Origin of the sequence: Candidatus Thiodubiliella endoseptemdiera, assembly GCF_964212635.1 — a bacterium.
GTDB lineage: Bacteria > Pseudomonadota > Gammaproteobacteria > PS1 > Pseudothioglobaceae > Thiodubiliella > Thiodubiliella endoseptemdiera.
On record NZ_OZ156463.1, the window covers coordinates 159,001 to 178,860 of the forward strand.

A 19,860-nucleotide genomic window follows, 5' to 3' on the forward strand; every position below is an offset into this window, starting at 1 on the left:
TTATGTCAAACCACGAACATATCGATCTCTCGAAAGATAAAAATATCAATGTAGATGTAATTCTTGATGATGTAAAAGACTACGAATTAGGTATTGCGGGCAAACTAACTAAGGCTTTCATCACTTCACCACTCTCTATCATCTTGTTCTTTGCTATGTTTGGTGCAGGTATTATCGGATTGATTTCCACTCCACGACAGGAGGACCCACAGATTTCTGTGCCACTAATTGATGTATTTGTTGAATACCCAGGTGCCTCTTCGGAAGAAGTGGCTAATATCGTGGTTAAACCGTTAGAACGAATGATGTCTAATATCTTAGGCGTTAAGCATGTTTATTCTGTCAGTGACAAAGGCAAGGGTGTCATCACCATTGAATTTGATGTTGGGCAAGAAATGACAGCTTCTGTGCTTAAGGTGCGTGACAAAATGTTGGCAAATCTTGAATTTATGCCACCTGGGCTAAAGCAACCTCTAGTTAAACCCAAGGAAATTGACGATGTTTCTATTATCAACCTAACTTTATGGTCAAAAACCGTTGATGATGGACAATTACGCGCTCTCGGTTTAGAGTTGTTACAACAACTTGAAAAAGTCCAAGACACTAATGCAGGCTTTGTTGTTGGCGGACGAAAAGAGATTTTCCATGTTGATATATATCCGGGCCGTCTTGCAGGGTATGGTATTTCTGTTCAGCAGATTTCCAACACTATTGGCAGTGCCAATGTCAGTGCCAATACGGGCAATATTGAACTGAATGGTTTGAAAATGGAAGTTTATTCAGGGGATTTCTTTAAAAAAGTAGAGGATATTGAGAACTTGGTGATTGCCGTAAAAGACGGTAAGCCTGTGTATGTCCGTGATGTGGCAGATGTATATTATGCACCAGAAGAGGCACACCATATGGTTAATCATTATAGTGGTGTCGCTAATAAAGACGCAGTAAAAGCAATAGGTGAGCAGGCAGTAACGATTGCCATTGCTAAAAAATTCGGCACTAACGGTGTTAAAGTTGCCAGCGATATTTTAGCCAAAGTTGAAGAATTAAAAGGGCGCCTTATTCCAGATAATGTTGAAGTTAGTGTTAGCAGAAATTACGGAAAATCAGCTAAGGACAAGGTTAACGCATTAATCAAAAAACTTTTTATTGCAACTGGTGCTGTAACTTTATTGGTTTGGTTTACACTTGGCATCCGTCCTGCAATTGTAGTAACACTAGTCATCCCAGTGGTGTTGCTAATGACTATTTTCTCAGCTTGGATGCTGGGTATGACTATTGATAGGGTAAGTTTGTTTGCGTTGATTTTTTCTATCGGTATTCTGGTAGATGATGCTATTGTGGTTACTGAAAATATTTATCGCCGGTGGCTGATTGACGATAAAATTACTATTGCTACTGCGATTGATGCGGTGCGTGAAGTCGGTAATCCGACTATTCTTGCGACCTTTACCGTAGTTGCCGCTTTAGTTCCGATGGCAGCGGTAAGTGGTATGATGGGGCCTTATATGGCGCCAATTCCCGTCTTAGGCTCGGTGGCAATGATGTTCTCATTGTTTGCTGCATTTGTATTTACACCTTATTTTATTATGCAGTTCGTGCCACCGATTAATGTACTGCACAAAATGCACGAAAAAGAAGAGAAAGAAGGCAAAATATTACACGCTTTTTTCCACTCAACCATTGCCAAGTTATTCAATATCAGAAATTACGGTATGGGCTTTTTAATTGGTTTAGTAGTCGCATTCTTTCTATCAATGTCAATGTTTTACACCACGGCAGTGCCAGTGAAAATGTTGCCATTAGACAATAAATCAGAGTTTGGCGTGTCATTAGATATGCCTGATGGCACAGCATTGTCAGAAACGGCTTCTACCTTGCACAAAATGGCGCAGATCTTGCGTAAGATGCCAGAAGTGGTTTCTATTCAATCTTATTCAGGCACTGCCAAGCCATTTGACTTTAATGGCTTAGTACGACACTCTTATTTGCGTCAAAACTCGTCAGAGGGTGAATTGCAAATTCAATTAGCAGAAAAGCACGAACGCAATCGTTCTAGTCACGAAGTGGCACTTGAAGCACGACAGTTAATCCGCCAAGTAGCGTTAGATGCAGGGGCAAATTATGCTGTAGTTGAAATGCCACCAGGTCCACCAGTATTACGCCCTGTAGTTGCGGAAGTGTATGGACCCGATAAAGAAACGCGTCGTAAGTTAGCCAATGATTTAACTAAGATGTTCAAAGAATCAGGCACGATGACCGACATCGATAACTTAATGCGTGATGAGTATCCAGTGATTAATTTCCAAGTGGATACTGCCAAAGCCTCTCGTTTCGGAGTTAGTGTCCGCACCATTAAAGAAACTTTGGCAATGGCAATGAGTAATTTTAATGTTACCACTATCCGTCTCAAAAATGCATTAGAGCCTTCTCGTGTTTGCCTGCAAGTACCATTAGCAAGACGCTCACAACTGTCTTACCTAACGCAATTACCTGTGCCATCACAATACGGTGGTATGATTCCAATTTCTGAATTGGGTGTTTTTGTTTACAAAAAACAAGACGATTTAATATTCCACAAAGATTTAGCCGATATTGAATATGTTTTGGGTGAGCCAATTGGCCGTCTCAGTGCGCCAATTTACGCAATGTTTGGTGTTGACGATTTATTGTTAGATTATCAGACAGTTGATGGCAAAGTGCTACAAGGTGAGTATCTAGGCCCGCCAGAAGACCAAACTAAGCCAAGTTTTGAGTGGGGTGGTGAATGGACAGTTACTTATGAAACTTTCCGTGATATGGGTATCGCATTTGCCATAGCACTCGTGGTTATTTATATGTTAGTCGTTTGGCAATTCGGCAATTTCATTATCCCAGCCGTGATTATGGCACCTATTCCCTTAACCTTGCTCGGTATTGTGCCAGGGCATTGGTTGATGGGTTCAGAATTCACTGCTACTTCAATGATTGGCTGGATTGCCTTAGCAGGTATTATTGTGCGTAATTCCATTTTATTGGTAGATTTTACCGTGCAAGAATATGCCAAAGGTAAGTCATTCTTTGATGCTGTAATTGATTCTTGTGCTGCAAGAACCCGTCCAATTATGATTACCGCTTTCGCTTTAGTTGGTGGATCAAGCGTTATTTTATCCGATCCAATCTTCCAGGGTATGGCAATTTCACTACTGTTTGGCGTCTTAGTCTCAACCGTCTTAACTCTAATCGTCATCCCACTCGGCACACTATCCGCAGGCGAAGCCTCTTGCCGTGCTATTGCTGTTAATATGGGCTTACTACCAGGTGATTCCGACTCTGACGCAAAATACAACATTAGGAAGAAGGCTGCCACTAATAGCAACAAAGAAGAAAGCAAAGTCAATGCCAAAGAGTGGGTGCAAAATCTAATAAATAAAGATAATGCCACTAAGAAAGACACAGATACAAAACCTGAGTCCAAGTCCAAAAAGATTGACACTAATGGTTTCCTGAAAAAAGAACACAAGGACGATATTTGAGTGACTGTCTGACAAACATAAGAGCAGAAGTCAGGAGGATAAGGGATTAGTATTTTCTATTTGTTAGGTATTAGAAAAACCCGATACCTAAACTAGTAGGTATCGGGTTTTTTACCACTCATCTAAAAGAGACCTTTGCATAAATAGGGATGATTAGCAAAATGACAGATTTTATTAAATTGGAAATTTTTTAAATCCACTCCTAGCAGGGCTAAGGGTGTTTTTAAAAAGTTTGTAATTTGATGAAAGATGGCGTTTTGATGATTATTCATATTTATGCAAAGGTCTCTAAAAGTAAAATTCACCCAATAGTTTTCCCGGCTGCTTGCAAATCAGCATGATAGGATGAACGCACCATTGGACCGCTGGCGACTTGTGAAAATCCCATTGTTGTGGCAAGAGTTTTGTATTCTTGGAATTGTTTGGGGGTGATGTAGGCTTCGACGGCGAGGTGGTGTTTACTTGGCTGTAGATATTGGCCGAGGGTGAGCATATCGACATTATGGGCTCGTAAGTCGGATAGGACATTGAGCACTTGTTGCTTGCTTTCGCCGACGCCAAGCATTAAACCTGATTTAGTGATGACTTCGGGGTGTTGTTGCTTGAATGATTGTAGCAATTTTAAAGAATACTCGTAACTTGCGCCTGGACGCACTTTTGGATATAGGCTTGGCACGGTTTCAAGATTGTGGTTAAAGATATCGGGTGGGCAAGTTTGTAGGACTTCAAGGGCTTTGTCTATTCTGCCACGGAAGTCAGGGGTTAGGATTTCAATTTTGACGGCGGGGGTGGTTTGTCTGATTGCGTCAATGCATTGTTTGAAGTGGTTTGCACCACCATCTCGCAAATCGTCTCTATCTACCGAAGTGATTACCACATATTTGAGCGCCATTTTTTCGATGGTTTCTGCAAGATGTTTTGGTTCGTCTGCATCAAGTGGCTTAGGTTTTCCATGTGCGACATCGCAGAATGGACAACGACGGGTGCAGATTTGCCCCATAATCATAAAGGTGGCAGTACCGTGGTTAAAGCATTCAGCAAGGTTGGGGCATTGTGCTTCTTCGCAGACGGTGAATAGCTTTTGCGAACGCAGAGTTTTTTTGAGTTTGCTGACTTTTGAGCCACTGGCGAGTTTAATGCGAATCCAATCAGGTTTTTTGATTGGCACGCGCGTTGCGTCAGGCTTAATCCTTAATCGTGCAGTTTTTGATTCGCCTTTTAGGGCTTTGATTTTAATTTCTTGTGACATGGCGGGTTAATAGTTGCGTGAGTTCGCTACCGATGGTTTTAAGTTGTACATTATCCGTTAAATCGGCGAGTTGTGTGACGGCTAAACCTTGATATCCACAAGGGTTTATCTGTGAAAAGGGGGACAGGTCCATATTGACATTCAAACTCAATCCATGGTAAGTAGCGCCATTTTTTACTTTAAGCCCTAATGCAGCAATTTTGGCGTCTTTGACATAGACGCCGTGCGCACCTTCTTTTAAATGCGATTCAACCCCGTAAGTGGTGAATAAGTCCATAATGGATGATTCTATCAATGACACCATTTTTTTAACACCAATACCTAAACGACGCAAGTCAATCAGACAATAAACCACTAATTGCCCAGGTGCGTGATAAGTAATTTGTCCGCCACGGTCGCTCTGTACCATAGGAATATCGCTATTTTGTAATCGGTTCTTAGATTTTCCTGAGATACCTTGGGTGAAAACAGCAGGGTGTTCAACAATCCACAATTCGTCTTCGGTGTCACTTTGACGCTCGGCAGTAAAGACTTTCATTGCTTCCCAAGTCTGGGTATAGTCTTGCAATCCAAGGTGAATGGTTTTCATTTTTTACAAAATGTAGGCGATTAAAGGGTGGTCTTGCAGTTCTTTATTGATGGAATTGAGTTGCACCACGCTAGTAGCAGTAATTCTTACGGTGTAAGAGATGTAACTGCCTTTTGAGCTTTTTCTGCTGGTAATTTGACTCGGGTGAATTTCCCCTGCATGGCGTTCAATAATACAACACATTTCAGTATGTAAGTCTTTGCGGTCTTTACCCATTATTTTGATAGGGTAGTCGCAGGGGAAATTAAAAATTTCTTCAGGAGTTGGTTTTGCATTTGGCTTAATCATAATTGAGCAATTTTAGTATCTATTGCTATAAAATAGGGACAATTTTACTATTTTCAAGTCCAAATGCGTCCAGAACAAGTCAGTATTATCTTAAATCAAGAATTTGAATCTGTTACCAAAGGTCATCATACACCTGTAATGCTGTGGGGTGCGCCAGGGATTGGTAAGTCACAAATCATTGCACAGGTTGCGACTGAGCATAAAGTTGGAATGATTGATATTCGCCTATCACAGATGGAGCCGAGCGATTTGCGTGGTATTCCTTTTAAAAATGGCGAGCAAGTAGATTGGGCAATCCCATCATTATTACCTAATGCAGAGCGACATGGCGAGAAAGGGATTTTATTTTTAGATGAGATTACCTCTGCACCGCCGACGGTATCTGCAGCAGCTTATCAATTGATTTTGGACAGGCGTTTAGGGGATTACACTGTACCTGACGGTTGGGTGATTTTTGCTGCGGGAAACCGCCAAGGCGACAGGGGTGTAACTTATTCAATGCCTGCACCACTTGCCAACCGTTTTTCGCATTATGATTTGGAGGTTAATCTTGATGATTGGGTGGCTTGGGCGTATAAAAACAACATTGATGAGCGTATTATTGGTTTCTTGCGTTATCGTCCTGAGCATTTATTTGAGTTTGATTCTGCACATAATCCAATTGCTTTTCCATCACCAAGAACTTGGGAATTTACTCACCGTGCCTTACAAAAATTTGAAGACAATTTAAATCTATTCAGAGCAGCAGCAACTGCCTGTGTAGGTGAAGTGGCAGGGGTTGAAGTTACCACTTTTATTGAACACTTAGAAGATTTACCCAACCTTGATGCGATTGTAAAGGGCGAATCTGTGCCTATTCCTGATGCGATTGATTTACAATATGCGATTTGTTCTGCTTTAGTAGGTAGGGCAATCAGTGTTAAAGGGGCAGGTAATGCACAGAAAGTTTGGGGTAATATCCTTAATTTTGCCAAAGATTTTCCACAAAAAGAGCTCGGTGTGATGTTGGTGTCTGATATGCAACGCGCTATTGGTGAAGAAATTTTTATCATTCCTGAGTTTGCAGACTGGGCAACAAAGATTGCTGATATTATATTTGATTGAGACTATACTATACGAGACCTTTGCATAAATATGAATAATCATCAAAACGCCATCTTTCATCAAATTACAAACTTTTTAAAAACACCCTTAGCCCTGCTAGGAGTGGATTTAAAAAATTTCCAATTTAATAAAATCTGTCATTTTGCTAATCATCCCTATTTATGCAAAGGTCTCTATACAAAATGATTAACTTCAACCAAAATAATACCTACCCAACAACGCCATTTTTACGCTCAGGTTTTAGAGTTTTTTTTATGGCAGCAGGTTTAGTTGCCGTTATTTCAATGGTGTTGTGGGGGGTGTTTTTTCATACTACTTTGTTGACCAGCCAGATTGATACTGTTATTTGGCATGCCCATGAAATGATTTTTGCTTATGCAATGGCAGTTATTGTTGGATTTTTATTAACTGCTGTGCAAAACTGGACAGGGATTCAAACACTTATTGGAAAGCCTTTATTGGCACTTTTTGCCCTCTGGGCTTCGGCTAGATTTTTGCCTTTTGTTGCCGATAAATATTTGCTTTTTCAAGCAATTATTGATATTAGTTTTTTGTTATTTTCCTTGATTGCTATTGCTTACCCGATTATTAAAACCAAACAATGGAAACACATCGGGGTCATTGCTAAATTGTTGTTTATGGTAATAGCACATAGTTTGTTTTATCTTGGCTTATTGGGCTTTGTTGAGCAGGGCGTCACTTGGGGGCTGTATTTAGGGTTTTACTTAATTTTAAGTCTGATTCTTATGATGATAAGGCGCTTGATACCTTTTTTTATTGAGCGAGGACTGGGGCTTGATTATGAACTAAAAAATTCTAAATTTTTAGATGTTTTAAGTTTGATATTGATGGTGGTTTATATTCCCGTTGAAGTGTTTTTCAATACCCCTATCAGCACTGTTATTGCGACACTTTTAATTGTTATTCACAGTATTAGACTAATATATTGGTATCATCCAAAAATTTGGACAAAGCCTTTATTGTGGGGGCTTTACTTGGCTTATGGGTTGCTAATATTGGGCTTTGGCTTTAAAGTGTTATCTTATTTTATTATCCTGCCACCTCATTTAGATGTTCACAGTTTTGCCTTTGGCATTGGCTTGATTACGATTAGTATGATGAGTAGAGTCAGCTTGGGACATACAGGTAATAATGTTTTTAACCCACCTAAACAACTCAATATAATTTTCATATTATTACTTCTATCCTTTATATTTAGAATTATTTTTCCAATGTTGAGTATGGCGTATTACAGTGAATGGATTTTAGTTGCACAGGTTTTTTGGATTAGTGCTTTCACTTGGTTTTTGTGGATTTATGCACCTATGTTTTTTAAAGCTAGAATTGATGGGAAATTTGGATAATGGGGCTGTTGAATATTGAAATCACAATCTATGAAACACATAAAAAAAATGCATTATTTTCTGTATTCCCTAAATCGCACTTTCAACATTCAACAGTCCCATAATGAAAATAGCCAATGAACTTTTAACACTCGCCAGAGAGCATCATTTTTCTCTATCATTGGGGAATAAGTGTGTTAATACAGCGAAATCAGGTGATACTAAAGCAATTAAAGATTTATGTCAGAAAATTTCAAAAACATTTAGAAATGATTTTTCTGCACATTTTGAAACGGAAGAATTAACAATTTTTGCTTTTTTAAAGGATAAATCAATCAAGCTTTCAGTCTTGTGTAAACAATTGACTGATGAACATCAACAACTATATCAATTAGCAGAACATTTAGATAGCCACACAGAGCAACTATTAACCTTTGGTAGTTTATTAAAATCACACACTCGATTAGAAGATAGAATGTTATTCCCTCAGGTTGATTTGTTATCAGGCGATGAAAAGAAAATTATTGCCAAATCCAGTTTGCACCAATAATCAAGGTATAACCACATCTTTTGATTTTTTTCAACACTAATTGGTAGAGCGATTAGCGTTAAAAGAAAAAATACTCAACAAGTTTGGAGCAATATTCTCAATTTTTCCCGTGATTACCGACTGGGCGAGCAAAATTGCTGATACTCTATTTGATTAAGATTGCCCGTATTTTTTTAACGGCACTTTGTTTTAGGGTAGAATAGTTATCTTTTGCAAAAAATAACTATGTTAGAAAAATTTAGCGTTACCAACTTTAAAAATTTTAACGAAAAATTAACACTTGATTTTGCCGCCAGTGATTATCAATTTAACCCGCAATCTATTAAAGACGGTATTGTTAAAACTGCGATTGTCTATGGTGCTAACGCCTCTGGAAAATCTAATCTTGGCTTTGCAATACTGGATATCGTTCAACATCTTACTCGCTGGAATAATAGCGATATACATTATAATCATTATTTAAACAAACTCAATAAAACGCCTTATGCAGAATTTGAATATTGTTTTAAATTTGGGCAAAACAAGGTAATTTATCGTTATTCAAAAATGGATCACAATACTTTATTAGATGAATCTCTACACATTGACGATAAAGAAGTTTTATCGGTAAGGCGTATTGGAGTCAAGGATGTTAATTTTTCTCTACAAGGTACAGAAAATTTAAATAAGGATATTATTGATAGTGATAAGTTGTCCATTATTCGTTATGTACAAGAAAATACTGTATTAATTGATAGCGAAGAAACGCAAATCTTTAAAGAATTTCATGGGTTTGTTAATAAAATGTTGTTTTTTCGTTCCGTGGAAGAGCGTTCTTTTATAGGGCTAAAAAATGGAGAATATAATATATTTCAAGATATTATCAAAAAAAACAATGTGCAGGATTTTCAAGAATTTTTAAATGAGGCGGGTATTGCTTGTCAATTAAAGACTGCTAACGATCTTTTTGGAGAGCGGTTAGTTTTTATGATTGGCGATGAAGAGGTTGATTTTTCCTCAATAGCCTCATCTGGCACATTGGCTCTATCTTTATTTTATTTTTGGTATCAACGCATTCAAGTCAATAAAACTTCTTTTGTATTTATTGATGAGTTTGATGCGTTCTACCATCATAACTTATCTAAGTTTGTTGTTAAAAAACTAAAAGAAATTGATGTTCAGGTTATTTTTACTACACATAATACCGACATTATGAGCAATGATTTGTTACGCCCTGATTGTTATTTTATTTTAGCCAACAACCAAATTACCCCCATAAATAAACTAACTGATCAAGAATTACGCGCAGCCCATAATTTGCAAAAGCTTTATAAAGCCCACGCATTTGAATAATGGCAGACAATTCGATTACTTTGTTTGTGTTTGAAGGAGAGAAACAAGAGCGTCAATATTTACATATTTTTCTTGAGGCTTTATCTATTAATGTTAATCGAATAGAAATTGCATTTTGCACGCATATTTATGCATTGCATAAGAAGTTAGAAGAGAGTATTAATTTAGACACTTTTGAGTTATTAAAGGAAGAATGCACTGCATTAAAAAATTCAACAGATTACGATAGAGATGACATTGCTAGAATATATCTATTTTTTGATTATGATGGACATGTGTCAGGAGCAGACGATAAGAAAATACAAAAAATGTTAAAGGTATTTGATAATGAAACAGAAGAGGGAAAGCTTTTTTTGAGTTATCCAATGCTGGAAGCCTTAGGCGATAAGTCTGCTAATTTTAAAAATACTATCACAAAAATTCAAACTGGAGGCTTGTATAAAAGCACGAGCAGAAGCGTTGGAGAGTTGGCGGAACTGCCTATAGGTGAATTTAAAGAATTGGTATGTAAACACCTTAAAAAAGCCAATTATCTAGTCAATGGAAGGCACCAAATTCCTAGTAATTTAATTGAACAATTCGATATTTTTACCCAACAACTCAATCAACACATTACCCCAAATGGAGAGGTTATTGTATTAAGCGCTTTGCCTTTATTCTATTTAGACTACAAAGGTGTAAACAATATCGCTTTATGAGTAAATCAGATTATCATTTTTGGCAAGACACATCGGTAAAACCTAAGGAAAAGGTTAGAGTGATTGGTGGAGATGTTATTCAACCAAAGCAAGAAAATGACTTTGGCACTGAACTGGATCTGATTAAAGCTAAACTTACCAAAGCACGCACGCAACTGATACTTGACAGTCCATTTTTGGGTAATTTGGTATTGCGTTTACCGTTGGTAGCTGCGTATTCTTGGTGTAAGACCAGTGCCACGGATGCCAAAAGTTTTTACTATAACCCTGAATTTATTAATTCACTCAATAATCATCAAATAAAATTCGTTCTTATTCACGAGGCGCTACATTGTGCGCTGACTCATTTTGCTCGACGAGGCAATCGCACCAAGCATAAATGGGATTTGGCTTGTGATTTTGCCATCAATCCCTTGTTAATTAAGGAGGGCTTTCATCCGCCATTAGAGGTGCCAATTTTTCAACAATACGAAGGTATGATTGCTGAAGAAATCTATCCGATGATTGATGATAATCTTAATCAGGAGCCGATGGATCAGCATTTATATGACGACCAAGCGAATGAGGATTCTAAACAATCTGATGGTGGAATGCGTGAAGAAGATTTGCAAAAAGAACAACAACAAAATAATTCAGAATCTAAATCTGACAATCAGCAGGGCAGGGGTGCTTCACAATTAGCACAACAGCCACCAAAGTTACAACCTGACGAAGTAGAAAAGCTGGCAACACAATGGCAAAAAAATCTAGCCTCTAGTGCACAATTGGCACAACAGGCAGGCAAATTAGATGGTGAATTTGCAAAATTAATTGACTTTTTCTTACAGCCACAAGTATCGTGGCAGTCGCTATTAGCCCAGTATATGTCCACTTTTGCACGAGATGATTTTTCCTATACTCGCCCTTCACGCCGCTCAGGCGATGCTATCTTGCCCTCACTTAAATCACATCAAATTGACATCACTATTGCCATTGACACTTCTGGCTCAATCTCACAAGAGGAAATCAATGAATTTGTCTCGGAAGTTGATGCTATCAAAGCCAATTTGCGTGTCAGTATCACTCTCCTTGCCTGTGATGATAAACTGTCAGACCATTGCCCTTGGCGTTTTGAAGCATGGAATGAACTACAATTCCCAGCATCATTGGGTGGCGGAAAAGGCACCAACTTTAACCCTGTTTTTGACCACATTAACGCGCAAGACAACACCTGTGATGTGCTTATCTACTTCACCGATGCCAAAGGCATATTCCCTGAAACAGAACCAAACTACCCAGTTATGTGGCTAGTCAAAGGCAAAGAACGCACTCCGTGGGGTATTCGTATTCAGCTCAATTAAACTATGAAAGACTTTACCGCCACTGAACTTGAGATTTATTTAAAAGATAATCAACCTTTGCTATTAGATGTACGAGAGCAATGGGAATGGGATAAATGCCATTTTGAAAATTCTAAATTATTGCCAATGGGGCAAATTATGGCGAATATTGATTTATTGGACAAAACACAGGAAGTTATTGTCATTTGTCACCACGGTATTCGTTCTATGCAGGTTGCACACTACTTTAGCTCTATTGACTTTGAAAAAGTGATTAATTTACGCGGGGGCATTGATGCTTGGGCAAAGCAGATTGATAATTCTATGACGCTTTATTAACTATAATGAGACCTTTGCATAAATAGGGATGATTAGCAAAATGACAGATTTTATTAAATTGGAAATTTTTTAAATCCACTCCTAGCAGGGCTAAGGGTGTTTTTAAAAAGTTTGTAATTTGATGAAAGATGGCGTTTTGATGATTATTCATATTTATGCAAAGGTCTCTATAATGATTGACCAATAAATTAAACGATATTTTTATGAATAAAATTAAACAAATGTTTGAGTTACAACAAAAACTCAATGATGCCACCAATGGACTAATCTGGACAGAAGGTGCAACCAAAGAGGGGCGACAAATCTCTTGGCTACGGTGTATTTATATGGAAGCAGCTGAGGCGATTGACTCCTTTAACTGGAAACATTGGAAAAATATTGAAGGGCAACCTGATTTAGACAATGCCAAGGTTGAATTGGTGGATATTTGGCATTTTATTATGTCTGAAGCTATTCATTTTGGCGATACTCAATTCGCTGAAGCCTATGAAGGTATGCAGGCTGACAGGGAAATTAATCCAGAAATGATGATTGAGATTTTAGAAAAATTGATTGCCGTTGCTGCCACTGCGAATGTGGATAAATCACAAAATGGATTGTATGAAATTACTGGCTTGTTCTTTAAAGCATTAGCAACAATGGGTATGGATGTGCCAGAACTTTATACCCGCTATATCGTTAAAAATCAACTTAACACTTTTAGACAAGACCATGGCTACAAAGACGGCTCTTATATTAAAATGTGGTCTGACAGCAAGGGCAATAGCGTTGAAGACAATGTAGTTGCATTTAATATTATGGATGAAAATCCTGAGTTTAGCCCCGAAGAACTCTATCAAAAATTAGAGGAAAGTTACGATACCTATGAGTATCAACTGTTTTGAAAACCTGAAGAACTCTATCAAAAATTAGAGGAAAGTTACCCACAGTAGAACTTTAAATATAATTACACAAAATATTGCGCATGTTATAACAATCTTTGTGGTGGCAGGTTAGCCGAAACTAAGCAAACGCTTTATTATTGGCGAAACCTATTTTGATTGGATTACCTTGGATAAATAACGGAGAATTTAAATGAGTGCAGAAGTAACATTATTTGTAGGTATCGGTGTTTTATTGGTTATTGCAGTTATCGGTAGTAATTTTTAAAAAATAGCATCTTACATACAGATGATTAGTTTTAGAGAAGTAAGAAACAACTTAAAAGACACAATACAATATTCTTTTAACGGAATATCTTTGAGGGGTGGCTTATCTAGGCTTTGGTCTAGAAGAATTGATGATAAAAATCGTTTAATTTATAAATTTAACAATAACCAATTAACTATTATTGCCTGTAGATACTATTATGATAAAGCTCACTGAATACAGTCACGGCCAAGGCTGTGGATGCAAAATATCTCCGAAAGTATTAGATACTATTTTAAAATCATCAATCGATGAGTTGAAGGATCCTAACTTATTGGTGGGCAATCATTCTCGTGATGATGCAGCGGTGTATGATATTGGTAATGGTGAGGCGATTATTAGCACTACTGATTTTTTTATGCCGATTGTTGATGACCCTTTTACTTTCGGGCGTATTGCGGCAACAAATGCCATTAGTGATGTTTATGCAATGGGCGGTACGCCGTTGATGGCTATTGCAATTTTTGGTTGGCCATTGGGTAAATTACCTGCAGAAGTAGGGCAACAGGTGATTGAGGGCGGGCGTAGTGTTTGTCAGGAAGCGGGTATGATATTGGCTGGTGGACATAGTATTGATTCGCCTGAACCGATTTTTGGCTTAGCAGTGACAGGTAGGGTAGCGGTTAAACATCTAAAAGAGAACTCTACGGCAAAAATTGGCGATAAAATTTATCTGACTAAAGCACTTGGTATTGGTATTTTAACCACGGCACAGAAACAAAAGAAAATCACAGATGAAGATGAAAAACGCGCAATTGACACAATGTGCGAACTTAATGATATTGGTGCAAAATTAGCAAAAATAGAGGGTGTGAATGCTATTACCGATGTGACAGGATTTGGACTCGGTGGACATTTGTCCGAAGTATGCTTAGGTTCTAAGGTATCTGCTACCATTGATTATGACAAAGTGCCAACTCTGCCAAATATAAAAGATTATTTAGCTGATGGCTGTTCGCCAGGGGGTGCACAACGCAACTTTGACAGTTACGGGCACAATCTTAGTGCAATGGAAAGCGAAGTGCAATCTATTATTTGTGACCCACAAACCAGTGGAGGGCTATTGATTATGGTGGCAGACAACGGACAAAGCGAGTTTCAGCAAGTAATGCAAGGTGCAGGATTTGATTTGACTGCTATTGGCGCTATTGTGGCAAATGATGACAATCAAGCAATCGTGCAAATCAATGCCTGAACTCACTCAAATTACGGATTTCGGCCGTTTATTTGCTAACGACACCCCTTTATTTGACACCAGAGCACCGACTGAGTTTGCGCAGGGGGCTTTTCTACATACTTATAGTTTACCGCTGATGAGTGATAAAGAGCGAGAGTTAGTAGGCACTTGCTATAAAAATAAAGGGCAAGATGAGGCGATACTCTTGGGGCATGAGTTGGTGCAAGGCGATATTAAGGCGCAACGCATTAGAAAATGGCTTGAATTTATTGAAAAATACCCAAATGGCGCACTTTATTGTTTTCGGGGAGGTTTGCGTAGCCAAATAACACAACAATGGATTTTTGAAGCTTCAGGTATTGATTATCCACGCATTAAAGGGGGCTACAAGGCGCTACGCCGATTTTTAATTGATGAAACTGACCGTATTATGGGGCAAGTTACCCCGATTGTGATTGGCGGGCAGACGGGTTGCGGCAAAACGCTGCTATTGGATAAGTTGAAGAATAAGATTGACTTAGAAGGCTTGGCAAACCACCGTGGTTCTGCCTTTGGCAATACCACCACGCCACAACCGACACAGATTAATTTTGAAAATGCATTGGCAATTCAACTCATTAAACAACAAAATCAAACGCTACTTGCTTTTGAAGACGAAGGTTCAAATGTTGGTAGGGTGCATATTCCACAATGTGTGCAGGCAAAGACTTCTACTGTTGAATTGGTGCTACTTGAAGCCACTGTTGAAGAGCGTCTTAAAATCAGTATGGATGCTTATGTGATTAACCTATGTGCAGATTTTATTGCCAAAAATAATGAAAAAGGGGTTGATAATTTTGCCAATTATTGGCTAAAAAGTTTAGAAAAAATCCAAAAACGCTTGGGTTTAGAGCGTTATCAATCTATGTTAAATTTGCTCAATAATGCGCTCTCACTTTATAAAGAGCAAGGTGATAGCACGGGTTTTCATCCTGTGGTAGAAGAGTTATTAGTCGGTTATTACGACCCAATGTATAATTATCAAATTCAGAAAAAGATGGATAGGGTAGTGTTTAAAGGTAGTTCTGACGAAGTATTGTCCTATCTAAATGACAAATCCATTTACTAGAGACCTTTGCATAAATAGGGATGATTAGCAAAATGACAGATTTTATTAAATTGGAAATTTTTTAAATCCACTCCTAGCAGGGCTAAGGGTGTTTTTAAAAAGTTTGTAATTTGATGAAAGATGGCGTTTTGATGATTATTCATATTTATGCAAAGGTCTCTACTAAAAACTACGCAATCCAATCTTGATATCGGTAGTTGGCTTAGCTTGACAGGCAAGGATTTCCCCGCGAGACAGTGGCACTAAACAATCTTCATGCATTACATCCCCTGCCAAAAGTTGCAATATACAAGTACCGCAATGCCCTTGTCGGCAGGAATGCTCTACCAACACATTGTGTTCTTCCAATTCGGTTAAAATTGATTTTTCACCATATACATACAGTGATTCAGTCTTGCCGCTGATGTTGTCAATGTCTATCTTAAACACTAATTAGAGCTTAAATTCGCCGAAATCAGTATCATCTACATCCATATTGCTATCAATGGCACTCACTAAATAAGAGGTGATTTCAGTTTCTTGCGGGGCAACTTGTACATTATCAGAGTCTAGCCAATGATTAATCCACGGCAATGGATTAGCGCGGTCGTCAAATATTGGTTCAAGCCCGATTGCTTTCATGCGAATGTTGGTAATATATTCTAAATATTGCTTTAGAATTTCAGCATTTAAGCCAATCATAGAGCCATCACGGAATAAATATTCTGCCCATTCTTTTTCTTGATTGCAAGCTTCCTTGAACATGGTAATAACTTCTTCTTCGCACTCAGCGGCTATTTTTTGCATATCAGGGTCGTCTTTACCACTACGCATCAAATTCAGCATATGTTGTGTTCCAGATAGGTGTAACGCCTCATCACGAGCAATCATTTTGATGATTTTGGCGTTGCCTTCCATCACTTTTCGTTCTGCAAAGGCAAATGAACATGCAAATGACACATAAAAACGCACGGCTTCGAGGATATTAACCGACATTAAGGTTAGATAAAGTTTCTTTTTTAAGCAATATAGATTGATATTAACCGTGGCAGCACCTATGGTCAAGGTGCTTTCCCCATGTAGTAAAAAGGCTTGTGTACATTTAATCAGTTCATCGTATTTTTCTGAGACACTTTCTGCACGCTTGATAATTTCGTCTGTCTTCATAATATCGTCAAATACCACGCCCGGTTCATTTGTAATTGCACGAATGATGTGCGTATAAGAACGCGAGTGAATGGTTTCAGAAAATGACCAAGTTTCAATCCAGTTTTCCACCTCAGGCAGTGATACAATTGGTAAAAAAGCAATAACAGGGCTTCGACCTTGCACGGAATCTAACAAAATTTGGTATTGTAAATTAGAGATGAAAATGTGCTTTTCATTGGGCAATAGCTTGGCAAAGTCAATCTTGTCCTTGCTTACATCGATTTCTTCAGGTCGCCAAAAGAAGGAAAGCTGTTTTTCCGTTAGTTTTTCAAATACTTCATATTTTTGCTTATCAAAACGCGCCACATTCACGCTATTGCCAAAAAACATCGGCTCGGTAAGTGTATCGCTCACTTCTTTGGTAAAAATACTGTATGACATTTTCTTTTATCCTCTTTTATTTGAGACCTTTGCATAAATATGAATAATCATCAAAACGCCATCTTTCATCAAATTACAAACTTTTTAAAAACACCCTTAGCCCTGCTAGGAGTGGATTTAAAAAATTTCCAATTTAATAAAATCTGTCATTTTGCTAATCATCCCTATTTATGCAAAGGTCTCTATTTATAGTTTGCAAACACCATCTGCACACCCATTTTCATCTTCTTTTTCTGGCTTATTTTCGTTCTCACCACTACCGTCGCGTGTCGTATGATAATAAAGCGTTTTAACACCGTATTTATAAGCCTTTAATAAATCTATTAAGAACAATTTCATTGGCACTTTTCCGCCTTCAAATTTAGAAGGGTCATAGTGTGTGTTGGCGGAAATCGCTTGATCAACAAACTTTTGCATAATCGCACACAATTGTAAATAACCTTCGTTGTCCTTAATATCCCATAATAATTCATATTGATTTTTGAGGTTTTCATATTCTGGCACCACCTGTTTTAACAATCCGTCTTTGGATTGTTTAACGGTTATGAAACCTCGTGGTGGCTCGATGCCATTGGTAGAATTTGAGATTTGTGATGAACTTTCACAGGGCATTAATGCGGTGAGTGTTGAATTTCTAAGTCCTATTTTGACAATATTTTTACGCAAAGTTTCCCAATCTAATTGCAAAGAAGTATGGCAGAAAGTATTTATATCTTGCTTGAAAGTATCGATTGGCATAATGCCTTTTGCATATTGTGTTTGGTGAAATAAAGGACATTTACCTTTTTCTTGAGCCAATTTATTAGAGGCTTTAAGTGAGTAGTATTGCAATGCTTCAAGGGTGTTATGAACCAAATCATTACCCGATCCATCAGAGTATTTAGCACCATTTTTTGCCAAATAATAAGCCAAATTGGTTATTCCGATACCCAGCGTTCTACGGTTCATACTGGCTAATTGCGCTGCCTTAATTGGATAATCTTGATAATCTAAGAGAGAATCTAGGGCGCGAACAATAATTTCGGTAATTTCTTCCAATTCATCCAGACTGTCAAGTGCACCCAAATTAACTGCTGATAGTGTGCATAAAGCGATCTCACCATTTTCATCTTGCACGGAATACAAGGGTTTGGTTGGCAAAGTAATTTCCATACACAAGTTGGATTGACGCACAGGGGCAACTTTGGAGTCAAATGCACCGTGAGTATTGCAATGATCTACATTCTGCACATAAATACGCCCAGTATTGGCGCGTTCTTGCATAAAGGTGGCGAACAACTCACGCGCCTTGATGGTTTTCTTGCGAATAGAATTATTTTGTTCGTATTGCTCATATAAGCGTTTGAATTCGTCTTGATCTTCGAAAAATGCTTCGTATAAGCCCGTTGTTTCATCTGGTGAGAATAAAGTAATGTTACCGTCTTCAACAAATCGTTGATACATCAAACCATTGAATTGCACACCATAGTCTAGGTGACGCACTCGATTTTCATCCGTACCTGCGTTGTTTTTAAGCACCAATAGGTCTTTTACTTCTAAATGCCAAAATGGATAGAATAGGGTGGCAGCGCCTCCACGCACACCGCCTTGGGAGCAGGATTTAACCGCTGTGTGGAAGTGTTTGTAGAAAGGAATGCAACCTGTGTGCACTGCCTCACCGCCACGAATAGGACTGCCTAGCGCACGAATTCTACCCGCATTCACACCAATACCTGCTCGTTGAGACACATATTTAACAATTGCCCCTGCGGTGGCGCTGATAGAGTCTAAATCATCGGCTGTTTCAATCAAAACACAAGAAGAAAATTGACGCGTTGGAGTGCGAACACCTGACATAATCGGTGTCGGCAAAGAGATTTTAAAAGTGGAAACTGCGTCATAGAAGCGTTTAACAATGTTCATTCGCATGTCAGCCTCATATTCTTGGAATAAACACATACCTACCAACATATATAACTGCTGTGGCGATTCAAAAATCTCACCTGTGGTACGGTTTTGCACCAGATATTTTCCTTCTAATTGCTTTACTGCTGCATAAGAAAACTTCATGTCGCGTTCGTGGTCAGTGTGTGCATCTAACGCTTCAATCTCTGCTTTGTTGTATTTTTCCAAAATATCTGTGTCATAAATACCCGCATCAGTGAGTTTAGTCACATGTGCAAATAAGGAAGGTGGGGTAAAAGATTGGAATGATTTTTTACGCAGATGAAAGATAGCTAGACGGGCCGCTAAATACTGATAATCAGGTGCATCAGTAGAGATTAAATCAGCAGCTGATTTAATGATGGTTTCATGAATGTCTTCGGTCTTAATATTTTCAAAAAAAGCCAGTTGTGCACTGATTTCAACTTGGGAAACACTGACTCCCTTCAAACCCCTAGATGCCCACTCAATTACACGGTGAATTTTCTCCATATCTATCGGTTCTTTTTTGCCATTTCTCTTGGTAACTTGGATATTTTTATTCATCTGCTTTTTGGGTTAAAACACTACAA

23 protein-coding genes are annotated in these 19,860 nt (G+C 38.3%); 14 read left to right on the forward strand and 9 right to left on the reverse strand.

Annotated features, from left to right (window positions below; all coding sequences use genetic code 11):
* Positions 1–2: 2 nt before the first annotated feature.
* Entirely contained in the window at positions 3–3,512 is a 3,510-nt protein-coding gene (locus AB8525_RS00825) for an efflux RND transporter permease subunit (RefSeq protein ID WP_369178041.1), read from the forward strand.
* A gap of 122 nt (positions 3,513–3,634) precedes the next feature.
* Here AB8525_RS00825 and AB8525_RS00830 read toward each other — a convergent pair whose 3' ends face one another.
* The 4 genes from AB8525_RS00830 to AB8525_RS00845 are packed head-to-tail and all read right to left on the reverse strand — an operon-like array spanning position 3,635 to position 5,638.
* Positions 3,635–3,784 carry a hypothetical protein gene (locus AB8525_RS00830; RefSeq protein ID WP_369151228.1) on the reverse strand — a complete coding sequence of 50 codons (150 nt, stop codon included), beginning with the start codon at positions 3,782–3,784 and terminating at the stop codon, positions 3,635–3,637.
* A 29-nt stretch (positions 3,785–3,813) separates the two neighbouring features.
* Positions 3,814–4,761: a lipoyl synthase gene (gene lipA, locus AB8525_RS00835; protein WP_369178043.1), complete on the reverse strand. Its 948-nt coding sequence runs from the start codon at positions 4,759–4,761 to the stop codon at positions 3,814–3,816.
* Positions 4,745–5,350 carry a lipoyl(octanoyl) transferase LipB gene (lipB, locus tag AB8525_RS00840; RefSeq protein WP_369178045.1) on the reverse strand — a complete coding sequence of 202 codons (606 nt, stop codon included), beginning with the start codon at positions 5,348–5,350 and terminating at the stop codon, positions 4,745–4,747. Before lipB ends, lipA begins: the two co-directional genes overlap by 17 nt.
* Positions 5,351–5,353: 3 nt before the next feature.
* On the reverse strand, positions 5,354–5,638 hold the full coding sequence (locus tag AB8525_RS00845) for a YbeD family protein (protein ID WP_369151840.1): 285 nt from the start codon (positions 5,636–5,638) through the stop codon (positions 5,354–5,356).
* A gap of 63 nt (positions 5,639–5,701) precedes the next feature.
* On the opposite strand from AB8525_RS00845, the gene AB8525_RS00850 reads away from it, so the two are divergent.
* The 8 genes from AB8525_RS00850 (at position 5,702) to AB8525_RS00885 (ending at position 12,323) form a co-directional block, all read left to right on the forward strand.
* Positions 5,702–6,742 carry an AAA family ATPase gene (locus AB8525_RS00850; protein ID WP_369178047.1) on the forward strand — a complete coding sequence of 347 codons (1,041 nt, stop codon included), beginning with the start codon at positions 5,702–5,704 and terminating at the stop codon, positions 6,740–6,742.
* Positions 6,743–6,772: 30 nt separating this feature from the next.
* Positions 6,773–6,928, forward strand: a complete 156-nt coding sequence (locus tag AB8525_RS00855; RefSeq protein WP_369151842.1) for a hypothetical protein — start codon at positions 6,773–6,775, stop codon at positions 6,926–6,928.
* Between the two features lie 68 nt (positions 6,929–6,996).
* On the forward strand, positions 6,997–8,106 hold the full coding sequence (locus tag AB8525_RS00860; RefSeq protein WP_369178049.1) for an NnrS family protein: 1,110 nt from the start codon (positions 6,997–6,999) through the stop codon (positions 8,104–8,106).
* Between the two features lie 103 nt (positions 8,107–8,209).
* A complete protein-coding gene (locus AB8525_RS00865; protein WP_369178051.1) occupies positions 8,210–8,635 on the forward strand; it encodes a hemerythrin domain-containing protein in 426 nt (141 codons plus the stop codon).
* Positions 8,636–8,860: 225 nt separating this feature from the next.
* Positions 8,861–9,967, forward strand: a complete 1,107-nt coding sequence (locus AB8525_RS00870) for an ATP/GTP-binding protein (RefSeq protein ID WP_369151848.1) — start codon at positions 8,861–8,863, stop codon at positions 9,965–9,967.
* Positions 9,967–10,665: a hypothetical protein gene (locus tag AB8525_RS00875; RefSeq protein WP_369178053.1), complete on the forward strand. Its 699-nt coding sequence runs from the start codon at positions 9,967–9,969 to the stop codon at positions 10,663–10,665. Before AB8525_RS00870 ends, AB8525_RS00875 begins: the two co-directional genes overlap by 1 nt.
* On the forward strand, positions 10,662–12,005 hold the full coding sequence (locus tag AB8525_RS00880) for a DUF2201 family putative metallopeptidase (protein WP_369178055.1): 1,344 nt from the start codon (positions 10,662–10,664) through the stop codon (positions 12,003–12,005). The genes AB8525_RS00875 and AB8525_RS00880 overlap by 4 nt, the downstream gene beginning before the upstream one ends.
* A 3-nt stretch (positions 12,006–12,008) precedes the next feature.
* Complete coding sequence (locus AB8525_RS00885) at positions 12,009–12,323, forward strand: rhodanese-like domain-containing protein (protein ID WP_369178057.1); 315 nt, start codon at positions 12,009–12,011, stop codon at positions 12,321–12,323.
* Here the strand turns inward: AB8525_RS00885 and AB8525_RS00890 are convergent.
* Complete coding sequence (locus AB8525_RS00890; protein ID WP_369151856.1) at positions 12,307–12,474, reverse strand: hypothetical protein; 168 nt, start codon at positions 12,472–12,474, stop codon at positions 12,307–12,309. The genes AB8525_RS00885 and AB8525_RS00890 overlap by 17 nt on opposite strands.
* Positions 12,475–12,526: 52 nt before the next feature.
* Between AB8525_RS00890 and AB8525_RS00895 the strand changes: the two genes are divergently transcribed.
* The 4 genes from AB8525_RS00895 to mnmH all read left to right on the forward strand — a co-directional run bounded on the left by AB8525_RS00895 (position 12,527) and on the right by mnmH (position 15,796).
* The gene (locus tag AB8525_RS00895) at positions 12,527–13,207 is read left to right on the forward strand and encodes a dUTP diphosphatase (RefSeq protein ID WP_369178058.1); all 681 of its coding nucleotides are present in this window, start codon (positions 12,527–12,529) and stop codon (positions 13,205–13,207) included.
* Positions 13,208–13,493: 286 nt separating this feature from the next.
* Positions 13,494–13,688 (forward strand): type II toxin-antitoxin system YoeB family toxin, encoded by a 195-nt coding sequence (locus AB8525_RS00900; RefSeq protein WP_369151860.1) that lies wholly within the window; start codon positions 13,494–13,496, stop codon positions 13,686–13,688.
* Positions 13,672–14,706 (forward strand): selenide, water dikinase SelD, encoded by a 1,035-nt coding sequence (selD, locus tag AB8525_RS00905; RefSeq protein ID WP_369178060.1) that lies wholly within the window; start codon positions 13,672–13,674, stop codon positions 14,704–14,706. Before AB8525_RS00900 ends, selD begins: the two co-directional genes overlap by 17 nt.
* Positions 14,669–15,796, forward strand: a complete 1,128-nt coding sequence (gene mnmH, locus AB8525_RS00910; protein WP_369178062.1) for a tRNA 2-selenouridine(34) synthase MnmH — start codon at positions 14,669–14,671, stop codon at positions 15,794–15,796. The genes selD and mnmH overlap by 38 nt, the downstream gene beginning before the upstream one ends.
* Here mnmH and AB8525_RS00915 read toward each other — a convergent pair.
* The 3 genes from AB8525_RS00915 to nrdB are packed head-to-tail and all read right to left on the reverse strand — an operon-like array spanning position 15,793 to position 17,365.
* Positions 15,793–15,939 carry a hypothetical protein gene (locus tag AB8525_RS00915; RefSeq protein WP_369149988.1) on the reverse strand — a complete coding sequence of 49 codons (147 nt, stop codon included), beginning with the start codon at positions 15,937–15,939 and terminating at the stop codon, positions 15,793–15,795. The genes mnmH and AB8525_RS00915 overlap by 4 nt on opposite strands.
* Before the next feature lie 19 nt (positions 15,940–15,958).
* On the reverse strand, positions 15,959–16,225 hold the full coding sequence (locus tag AB8525_RS00920; RefSeq protein ID WP_369178064.1) for a 2Fe-2S iron-sulfur cluster-binding protein: 267 nt from the start codon (positions 16,223–16,225) through the stop codon (positions 15,959–15,961).
* 3 nt (positions 16,226–16,228) lie between these two features.
* Positions 16,229–17,365: a class Ia ribonucleoside-diphosphate reductase subunit beta gene (gene nrdB, locus AB8525_RS00925; RefSeq protein ID WP_369151868.1), complete on the reverse strand. Its 1,137-nt coding sequence runs from the start codon at positions 17,363–17,365 to the stop codon at positions 16,229–16,231.
* A gap of 39 nt (positions 17,366–17,404) precedes the next feature.
* Here nrdB and AB8525_RS00930 point away from each other — a divergent pair, with 39 nt between their 5' ends.
* Positions 17,405–17,557 carry a hypothetical protein gene (locus AB8525_RS00930; RefSeq protein WP_369151869.1) on the forward strand — a complete coding sequence of 51 codons (153 nt, stop codon included), beginning with the start codon at positions 17,405–17,407 and terminating at the stop codon, positions 17,555–17,557.
* Here the strand turns inward: AB8525_RS00930 and nrdA are convergent.
* Positions 17,552–19,834, reverse strand: a complete 2,283-nt coding sequence (gene nrdA, locus AB8525_RS00935; protein WP_369178066.1) for a class 1a ribonucleoside-diphosphate reductase subunit alpha — start codon at positions 19,832–19,834, stop codon at positions 17,552–17,554. The genes AB8525_RS00930 and nrdA overlap by 6 nt on opposite strands.
* Positions 19,835–19,860: the final 26 nt, after the last annotated feature.